Origin of the sequence: Fluviicola sp., from assembly GCF_030151805.1 — a bacterium.
GTDB lineage: Bacteria > Bacteroidota > Bacteroidia > Flavobacteriales_D > Crocinitomicaceae > Fluviicola.
This window is the reverse complement of sequence record NZ_JASLCN010000082.1, coordinates 1-9,517: the sequence shown is the minus strand read 5'-3', so window position 1 is coordinate 9,517 and position 9,517 is coordinate 1. Positions and strand designations below refer to the sequence as shown.

The window sequence follows — 9,517 nt, the reverse complement described above, 5'->3', positions numbered from 1 at the left end:
CAAGGACAAAAACTGTGTCCGGACACCTTTTAAATCAGCCGGAACTTTCCGCGCATCTACCGGTTCTTTGTGAAACTGAAAACTTTGATCCTGCTTGCACACATAGTCAAACGCTTTCAAATTCGGATAAAAGTCCGTCAGAACAATCTTCAGGTCAGGATGTTTTTCTCTTAAGCGTTTCGACAAATTGAACAATCCGCCACCTCCGCCCGAAGCCAGGTCGATAATGGTTTGTTCTTTGTTTTTCGCAATAACTTCCGATAAAAGCGGTGTAATTCCTTTGTAAATATCGAAGCGATTGGAAATAAACTGTAAAAAGTCCGTGAGATAATTTCTTAAAAAACCGGGAAACCAGGTTTGATCTTCAAATTCAAATAATTGCTTACGTTTCATAAACCAATTTTTGCTATCTTAGGTCAAAGGTACTAAAATCATTTGAATTAGGTCAAGATTACTAAAGATGAAAACACGCGATAAAATATTACAGACAGCCTTGAACTTATTCAATCAATACGGTGTTCCGAACGTAACGCTTCGCAAAATCGCAGCTGAGATGTTCATTAGCCAGGGAAATCTGAACTATCATTTCAAACACCGGGAAGACATCATCGAAGCACTTTATTTTCAGCTCTTTGAAATAGTTGAAACTGAAAAAGCTAAGTTGGATACGGAAAAAATGGATTTTCAGTTTGTGATGGATTCTACCAGGGCCGGAATGGAAGCACTTTTCAAGTATCGTTTTCTCATGATTGATTTCAATCAAAACATGCGTGAGAATCCGAAACTGCATGAACACCTCAAACAATTGGAAGAACTTCGAAAAGTGACCTATTTGCATTCCTTCGATTTAGCAATCAAGGCCGGAATTATGCGTGCACCCGCTTTTGAAGGAGAATACAACGGCTTGAATGAACGCATTCGGGTCTACAGCGACTTTTGGATTGCCTCCTCTGAAGTTTACAATGAACCACCAGAACATACCGTTGAGAAGTACCACAATTTACTGGTCGAAATGTTCTTTCCTTATTTTACAAGAGAAGCTCAGAGGGAATTCCTGTTAAAAAGGTTGTAATTCAGGGACGCGATGCATTGGTAATAATGTCCTAAAACTCACCAGGCTGCGTAAACTCTAAAAACGATGTGAACTACTGTGCTATCCGGCGTATCTCATATCAAACGAAAAAATCCCTCCGTCTAAGACAAAGGGATCTTCCAACAATAAAAACAGAGCCTAAGGAAACTCGTGTTTAACAATACAATTACAAATTAGCCAAAGCTTCTTTTACCAGCTCGGAAACGCGTTTTCCATCAGCTTTTCCAGCTAATTGTCCGTTTACCGGGCCCATTACTTTACCCATGTCCTGAGGTCCGCTTGCCCCGATTTCAGCAATTTTAGCTGCAATCACCTGGCGCACTTCGTCATCAGACATCATTTTCGGCAAATAATCTTCTAAAACTTTTGCCTGAAACAATTCTTCTTCTGCCAAATCGTTTCTTCCTTGTTCAACATAAATCTGGTATGTTTCCATGCGTTGCTTGTGAAGTTTCAAAACGATTTTATTCGCCGCTTCTTCAGTCAACTCACCGGAACCTCCCGATGTTGCTTCAAGTAATAATTTACTTTTAATATCACGCAAAACCGCAAGGCGTTCTTTTTCCTTTGCAAGCATTGCATTCTTTATATCCTGATTGATTCTTTCTGTAAAATTCATTTTTCTTTGGATTTCAAGTTCCGATAACTATCGGAATCAAGATTTTAGGACATTAAGACTTAGACTGAGTCCTGAAATCTTAATATCCTAAAGTCCTAAATATCTATTTAGTCTACGTTATCGTGTAAAAAAGAGTTGTTTGTTTTGATTCCGTCATCTGAAAGACCGAAACGGCTCACGTTGGATTCTTCGCTTTTCACGACCTGATCCAAATGAATGTTTCTTCTTACGAATGCCGGTTCATCTTCCAGCTCCTTCAAACCTTCTGCCTTTTTCAACTTGTTGTTGTAGTTCTTGATTCGCTCCATACGCTCCATGTTCCGGCGTTGTAACTCTTCTGCACTTACAGGTGCTTTTTGAACCACATTTTCCAATTCCGTTTTCACTTCTGCTTCATCTTCCAGGAAGTAACGTTTAGGCTCTTCTTTCTCTTCCACGGAAGGAGAAGAAGGAACAGAAGTCGGACTTGTCATCGGTTTTGCTTCCGATTTCACATCCCAATCAAATTCAATCGTTCCGGAATTCGTTGATGGCTTCACTTCTTCTACTCTGCTTTCCGTTTTCAAAAAAGGTTCTTCTTCCTTTTTCTCAGGAATTACCTGGTGTGTAGGCGAAGTTAAAGGTGTTTTAATCTCATTTTTAGGCTCATCCTCCAAAACAGAAACTGTTTTTTCAGGAGCCTTTTCAAAACCCGTGAACGGCGTTGAATAGAAACCAGTAGCAACCAAAGTCACGCTTAATTTATCTCCTAAGCTCGGATCATAACCGTGTCCCCAGATAATATCTGCTGTTGAACCTGCCTCATCCTGAATGTAATCAGTGATTTCACCGATTTCATCCATCGTTACTTCAATATCACCGTATGTGATGTTCAACAAGATATGTTTCGCTCCTTCGATATTGTTATCATTCAACAACGGAGAGTTCAATGCAGCCTGAACAGCAGTAATAGCGCGTCCTTCACCTTCAGCAACTGACGACCCCATGATTGCTACTCCCGAATTACGCATTACCGTATTCACATCGTTGAAGTCAACGTTGATCGCCCCGGTTGTTGTAATCACATCTGCAATTCCTTTAGCAGCAGTTGCCAATACGTTATCCGCCATAGCAAATGCCTGTGCTAAAGACATGTTTCCTCCTACTTCACGCAAACGTTCGTTGTTGATCACCAATAAAGTATCAACACACTGACGCATTACATCTAATCCTTCTTCTGCCTGCTGGCGGCGGCGGCGGCCTTCAAAAGCGAAAGGAACCGTTACGATACCAACAGTTAATATATTTAATTCTTTCGCAACCTGGGCAATTACCGGAGCAGCACCCGTTCCGGTTCCACCTCCCATTCCTGCAGTTACGAAAACCATTTTTGTTCCGCTTGAAAGCAGTGCGCGAATGTCATCGATATTTTCAACAGCAGCATTTCTACCAATTTCAGGAATTGCACCCGCACCACGTCCTTCAGTAAGGCTAGGCCCCAGCTGAATTTTATAAGGCACCGGAGAAATATCCAAAGCCTGACGGTCTGTATTACAAACGATGAAATCAACACCTTTGATTTCTTGATCGAACATGTGGTTTACAGCATTACTTCCACCACCACCAACACCAATCACTTTGATAATTGATGTTGTTCCTTTTGGCAAATCGAATTCCATATGCTTTTTTTTATTGTTGTTGTTATTGTTGTCTACTCTTATTTAACCTCCTTCTTCGTTGTCAAAGACAAAACCGATGATGGCTAAATTTACTATTACTCCTCTTCCGCGAAGAAATTTTTACTTTTTGTTAACAAAGTATCGAAGAAACTTCCTCTTGTTTTTGTTGAATGTCCTTTTACCTGGCCAGCAACAGATTCCACTTGTTTTTGAGGAACATCGTTTTCAAATCCTTTCATCACCAAACCGATACCTGTTGCATACATCGGAGATGTAATCGCATCAATGGTATTGGTAGATGCCAAATGTTCTGTCGGAAGCCCGATTCTCGTTGTCATTCCGGTCATGTACTCAAACAATTGCGTAATGTGCTTCAATTGCGATCCACCACCGGTAACCACAATCCCTGCAATCATGCGTTTCTCATATCCTGAGTTCACAATTTCGTAATGAACATGCTCGATGATTTCTTCCATACGAGCCTGAATGATACTTGCCAAATTACGCAGTGTAATCTCTTTCGGATCTCTTCCACGCAATCCCGGAATGCAAACCACTTCGGTTTCCAAACTTTCAGAAGCCAATGCTGATCCGAATTTCACCTTCAATGCTTCTGCATGCCGGCGCAAGATCGTACATCCTTCTTTGATATCGTCTGTAATCACATTTCCTCCGAAAGGAATTACAGCTGTATGACGAATCACTCCTTCATGGAAAATCGCAACATCCGTCGTACCACCACCGATATCAACCAAAACCACTCCGGCTTCTTTTTCTTCTTCATTCAATACCGCATCAGCGGAAGCAATCGGTTCCAGGATAATGTCCTTCACCTGCAATCCTGATTTATCTACACAAACCTTGATATTCTTCGCTGCATTGATCTGACCGGTAATGATGTGGAAATTTGCTTCCAAACGCACTCCCATCATCCCGATCGGGTCGATAATCCCTTGTTCGTTATCCACAATATATTCTTGCGGCAACACGTGGATAATTTCTTCTCCCGGAGGCATTACCAATTTGTACATATCGTCGATCAACGCGTTGATATCTGCCTGAGAGATCTCCACTTCCGGGTTGTTTCGCGTGTAAATTCCGCGGTGCTGCAAGCTTTTGATGTGCTGACCTGCAATCCCGACATTCACCACACGGATGATCAAATCGGCATCTACACGGTCCTGAGCTTCTTCAACAGCAGATTTAATTGATTGAACAGTTTTCTCAATATTGGACACGATCCCTCTGGAGACTCCCAAAGACTCGCTTTTCCCCATGGAAATAATTTCAATTTTCCCATGCTCGTTTTTCGTCCCAACTAAACATGCAATTTTAGTCGTCCCAATATCCAATCCAACTACAATCTTTTTTCCCGCTGACATAAACTCTTCTTTTTCTTCAACTTACACCCCGATAACTACCAGGACTAAATCCGACCGTTTTAACAATCCGTAAAGTAAAAATTAATCCAATCAATTTCTGCTTTTATCGAACTAAAACCATCACATATCGACATTTTGGTTTTTTCCCAAGATACGGTATGTACAAACTTAAATTTTATTTTGTCGTCTTTCCCGTGAATTTAGAATACTTATTAAACGGGTATTGTTAATAAAGATACGCTTTGTTTCCGGTTAAAATCTTCCTTTTCATCAACAAAACCGGAGCTTATCAACTATTTCATTAATTGCCAAAGTATTTACATAACGGAAACAAAAAATTTACTTATTTTTAATCACTACACTTTGAACCTTTGTTACCATGCCGAAGCAACTCTCCTGCGTTTTTTTGCTTTTACTCGTTTTTCAGCAATCCCTTGCTCAAAAACCCAGCGTCCAAAAGCTCGAAGATTTAAAATTCAGAATCAAGCAGGCTACTTTCTACGACAGCGCCACCGTTTTTACACTTGGAAAACAATGCATTCAACTTGCTAAAGCACTCAAAAAAGAAAATGAAATCGGATATGTTTACCAGTACTACGGAAGTTTTAACTACTACACGAGTAATCTGAAAGAAGCGAAAAAATACTACAACAGAAGCGTTTCCATCGGTGAAAAAACACGGGATTTCAAATTAATAAATTCTACCAAAATCCGCCTCAATTTCCTGATTCTTGAGGAGGACGTTTTGAAGGCTGAACACGGTTTCAGAACCCTTCTGAAGGAAGCAAAAAAGGAAAATTACATCGAAAATCAGCTGGAAATCTACAACGGACTCGGAATCATGTACGAGATGCGTTTGATGGACGACAAAGCCATCGAAAGCTATTTAAAAGGCTTACGCATTGCGGAGAAACACCGGAAAAAATTTGCAACCGGCTACTTACTCAACAACCTGGCGCTGCTGAAAATGAAATCCAAAAAATACAAGGAAGCCAAAAAAGATTTGGAGCGCGCATTGATCCTGGCAACGGAAACCAATGAGTCGCGCCTGCAATTCAACGTTCTAAACAACCTCGGACTTGTGACAAGGCAAACCCGCGACTTCAAAGGATCAATCATTCACTACAAACAAACGGTTCAGAAAGCGAAAAAGATTGGTTTTCCTTCCGGAATTACAGTTGCATACATCAACCTGGCTTCTTCGTATTTGGACGACAAACAATTTGCGGAAGCATCCAGAAGCAGCGATTCTGCTTTAGTTGCCACTAAAACGTTCCGCGATCCACTTTACCTGATCAAAGCGTATATCATGCGCGGATTGATCTCGGCAGAGCAAAAAGATTTTCCTGTAGCCGAAAGATGCATTGATTCCGTTCAGGCTTTTCTACGGACTTTCAACGATCCGAATTGCCGCAAAGACCTGATTTCCCTGCAATCCAAACTGGCTTTTGTTCAGGGAAATTACAAACTGGCCTACAACATGGAACGAAAATTCAGTGAGCTTTCAGACAGTATTCGTGAAGTTTCCAATGAAAATGAGCAAACGCGTTTGCAAACCATTTATGGAAAGGAACGCATGGAAAATGCACTGACCGATTTGAATCAGCGAAACAAAATCCTGCACACCGAAAACAAGCTTAAATCGGCCAATTACCGGTTTGTTTTCCTGATGGTCCTGTCTCTTTTCATGTTGGTTCTTGCAATCGTTTACATCAGCAGCGTGCGCAGATCCAGAAAGATCAAATCTGTTTTTTCGCAAAAATTAATCGAACAAATTGATGAAGAACGCTCCCGGATTTCAAAAGACTTACATGACGACATCGGTCAAAGTCTCGCTGTCGTGAAATCAAAACTGAATCTGTTCACCACCGGGAAAATTTCCAAAATAGATGGTGTTGATCTGGAAATCGGCGATATCCTGGAGCAAACCCGTGTTTTAAGTCATCAGCTTCACCCGGCAGCGTTGGAAAAGATCGGTTTGGAAAGAGCACTTCATTCCATCATCGAAAAAACGCAATCCGGAACAGATATTATTTGCAGTCTTGAATTCGATATTGACGGAAAACCAATCAATACCGAAACGAGCTCTCAGATTTACCGAATTATTCAGGAATGCATTTCGAACACGATCAAACACGCCCATGCAAGTGCACTGAAAGTTTTGATCGAACGGAAAAACGGAGAATTAATCATTCAATACAGAGACAACGGAATCGGCATTGCCGATTCACAAAATAAATATGGCCTGGGACTTTTAACTATCCGCGAACGTACAGCAATTATCGGCGGTCGCTTAGAGTTAAAAACGGGGCATAAAAAAGGTATTTCATTAACGATAAGCATTTAAATGAAAGTAATTTTAGCAGATGATCATCCGATTTTCAGAAGTGGCTTGACTTTTCTTCTCGAATCTTCATTTGACCACGTTGAGATTCAGGCTTATGAAAACGGCTTGCAAGTTCTTGAAAACATCCCGGTTTTTAATCCTGATATTGTTTTACTCGACATCGACATGCCGGTTAAGAACGGGCTTGAAACCTGTTCGGCCATTCAGCACCAGCATCCAGGACTGGCGGTAATAATTCTTTCAATCCACAAAACGACTGATATTGTCAAACTTGCTTTTTACAACGGCGCAAAAGGTTATCTGATCAAGGATAACACCTCGGAAGAGATCGTTGAATGCATTAACTGGGTAAGAGACGGAAAAACCTACCTTCCACTCGTTTTAAGGGATTTACACAACAAAAGACAGATTGATCCTTTGATGGAATTAATCACCGACGAAATCAAATCATTAACCCCAACGGAACTGAAGGTTTTAAAACTGGTCAGCAAGAAGTATTCGAGTAAAGAGATTGCCGATTTACTTTTTGTTTCACCGAAATCGGTTGAAAACTACCGTTCCCGCATTTGTAAAAAATTGAATCTCGATGCCCGGAACAACAGTTTATTGCTTTGGGTCATGGAAAATAAATTTTTACTGGATTCTGATCAGTTGTTATAAAGTTCAAAAGGGTTTAGAAAAAGATGTTCAATTAAAATGTACTTAAATGAAATTTTGAACATTTGAACTAACCATACTGAGCCTGTTGAAATATGAACATTCCAAAAAAAAGAGATTCCATTTTCATGAAATCCCTTTCTCTCTCCGTTTCCGGGGCATAGTTGTGCTTATCCAAGCTTAAGTAGTAGTGAATCGGGTATAAATCAATCTTCCAGCATGACACGTTCAGAACTTCCGTCTTCATAAATCAGGATCACCAACCCTCTTTGGTTTTCCGACACGAGTTGTCCCAACAAGTTTGTCCGGTATAAAATCTGTTTGTTTTCAATGCGATTATCAATAGAAACCATTTGTTCTGCCAGTGTCATTCCTCCATTGTTTTCCTTGTTGAACAACCGGTAATAATTGATCGAATTTTGTTTGTACGAGAGGTCTCTCACCTGATAGTAATGTTTCAATTCCGAAGGATTCTGACTCGGCTCCATCGTTGTTACGAGATCCCAGCTGATTCCGTCTGTGCTTCTTTCCAATATGTAGTAATCCAGGTCTACTTCATTTTCCGTAGCCCAATAGAGGTAATTTCCCAGTGTTTTCTTTTCTCCCTTGAATTCCAGCAATCCAACCGGAAGCGTACTACAGTCGATCACCGAAATGGAACTTGCCATCGGGCATCCGTCACAGCGCGTAGCAGTCATCGTATAGGTTGTCGCTGCAATCGGATTGGCAGTTGCATTAATTGTACTGGCAGCAAAACCTGCCGGAGAAGAAATCCACGAATAACTGTAAGTTGTATTGTCTGTAAAGACCACATCATCAATACAAGCTGCAGGATTCGCAACCGTCGGACCACCGATAAAAGACGCTCCCGTATTTCTCCATTGATAAACAATTCGTACGCTTTGTCCGCCAAAATTTGCCAGACTAAGCACCACATTTGAATAAGCTGTTGCTCCGGAATAAGGTCCGCCAAGTAAAACATTTGTTGCACTTGCCGTAATAGCTGTTCCCGAAACAGGAGTAAAGGAAGTCGGAACAGCCCAAACTGTTAATTCAGCCTGCCCCGCTTGCCCGTTACATCTCCAATTAAAACTCAATGTCGGATTACAATAACTTGTTACCGAAAAATCCTTGTAAGCGAAATTGGTAGCTGATCTTGCTGAAATAAAGTTTCCAATTTCGTAATTATTGTTTCCTGCGGCCGTTCCGATGTAAAGTCCTTTCGTCCCGTTCGCCGCCGCAGCCGTTCCGTTATACCATTTATTATACGTTCCATTTACCAACGTAAATGAATTCGTCGATTCGAAATTCTCGGTTTGCGTTACATAGGATTCCGCCGGAGCGTTTGAGGATAAATTCACCGGCACTCCCGGACACGCATTTGTTGGATTCACGTTCGCATTTAAGGTTCCCAACGGGTGAACAGGAACTGTTACACTCGCTGATCCCGTACATCCTACCGTTGTACTGACCGCTGTATAAGTAGTTGTCGCGCCCGGAGAAACCGTCAACGGGCTATTCGCCGTTCCAACCGGAGTTCCCGACTGATTCCAGGTGTATGCGGTCATACTTGACGGCAATGTCAAAGTCACCGATGAGCCCTGACAAATAAACGGCGGAGCAGTAATTCCGAACGTTCCGGAGCCAATACTGATTTTAATGTAATCTGTTCCGGTACAACCTTGTCCGTTCGTTACGTTTACCTGATAGTAAATCGTTCCTGTAGGATTTCCCGTGTAAGAAGCTCCTGTTGCTCCTCCG

6 protein-coding genes and 2 pseudogenes are annotated in these 9,517 nt (G+C 41.4%); 3 read left to right on the top strand and 5 right to left on the bottom strand.

Annotated elements, in window-relative coordinates:
* Window positions 1-393, bottom strand: a pseudogene (locus Q1V93_RS03275) (hypothetical protein); the annotation flags it as partial.
* Between the two features lie 67 nt (window positions 394-460).
* Here Q1V93_RS03275 and Q1V93_RS03270 point away from each other — a divergent pair.
* Complete coding sequence (locus Q1V93_RS03270) at window positions 461-1,072, top strand: TetR/AcrR family transcriptional regulator (protein ID WP_300661394.1); 612 nt, start codon at window positions 461-463, stop codon at window positions 1,070-1,072.
* A 187-nt stretch (window positions 1,073-1,259) separates the two neighbouring features.
* Here Q1V93_RS03270 and Q1V93_RS03265 read toward each other — a convergent pair whose 3' ends face one another.
* The 3 genes from Q1V93_RS03265 to ftsA all read right to left on the bottom strand — a co-directional run bounded on the left by Q1V93_RS03265 (window position 1,260) and on the right by ftsA (window position 4,752).
* Window positions 1,260-1,712, bottom strand: a complete 453-nt coding sequence (locus Q1V93_RS03265; RefSeq protein WP_300661391.1) for a GatB/YqeY domain-containing protein — start codon at window positions 1,710-1,712, stop codon at window positions 1,260-1,262.
* Between the two features lie 107 nt (window positions 1,713-1,819).
* Window positions 1,820-3,370 (bottom strand): cell division protein FtsZ, encoded by a 1,551-nt coding sequence (gene ftsZ, locus Q1V93_RS03260; RefSeq protein ID WP_300661388.1) that lies wholly within the window; start codon window positions 3,368-3,370, stop codon window positions 1,820-1,822.
* A gap of 95 nt (window positions 3,371-3,465) precedes the next feature.
* Entirely contained in the window at window positions 3,466-4,752 is a 1,287-nt protein-coding gene (gene ftsA, locus Q1V93_RS03255) for a cell division protein FtsA (RefSeq protein ID WP_300661385.1), read from the bottom strand.
* A gap of 379 nt (window positions 4,753-5,131) precedes the next feature.
* On the opposite strand from ftsA, the gene Q1V93_RS03250 reads away from it, so the two are divergent.
* Together Q1V93_RS03250 and Q1V93_RS03245 are read left to right on the top strand one after the other, a co-directional pair.
* On the top strand, window positions 5,132-7,099 hold the full coding sequence (locus tag Q1V93_RS03250) for a sensor histidine kinase (protein WP_300661382.1): 1,968 nt from the start codon (window positions 5,132-5,134) through the stop codon (window positions 7,097-7,099).
* A complete protein-coding gene (locus tag Q1V93_RS03245; RefSeq protein ID WP_300661379.1) occupies window positions 7,100-7,759 on the top strand; it encodes a response regulator transcription factor in 660 nt (219 codons plus the stop codon). It begins immediately after the preceding gene.
* Window positions 7,760-7,962: 203 nt separating this feature from the next.
* On the opposite strand, the pseudogene Q1V93_RS03240 reads toward Q1V93_RS03245, so the two are convergent.
* Window positions 7,963-9,517: pseudogene (locus Q1V93_RS03240) on the bottom strand (hypothetical protein); the annotation flags it as partial.

Bases quoted from the DNA above. Each gene is read 5' to 3' on its own strand.
- Q1V93_RS03270 (WP_300661394.1), top strand. From the start codon at position 461: ATGAAAACACGCGATAAAATATTACAGACAGCCTTGAACTTATTCAAT.
- Q1V93_RS03265 (WP_300661391.1), bottom strand. From the start codon at position 1,712: ATGAATTTTACAGAAAGAATCAATCAGGATATAAAGAATGCAATGCTT.
- ftsZ (WP_300661388.1), bottom strand. From the start codon at position 3,370: ATGGAATTCGATTTGCCAAAAGGAACAACATCAATTATCAAAGTGATT.
- ftsA (WP_300661385.1), bottom strand. From the start codon at position 4,752: ATGTCAGCGGGAAAAAAGATTGTAGTTGGATTGGATATTGGGACGACT.
- Q1V93_RS03250 (WP_300661382.1), top strand. From the start codon at position 5,132: ATGCCGAAGCAACTCTCCTGCGTTTTTTTGCTTTTACTCGTTTTTCAG.
- Q1V93_RS03245 (WP_300661379.1), top strand. From the start codon at position 7,100: ATGAAAGTAATTTTAGCAGATGATCATCCGATTTTCAGAAGTGGCTTG.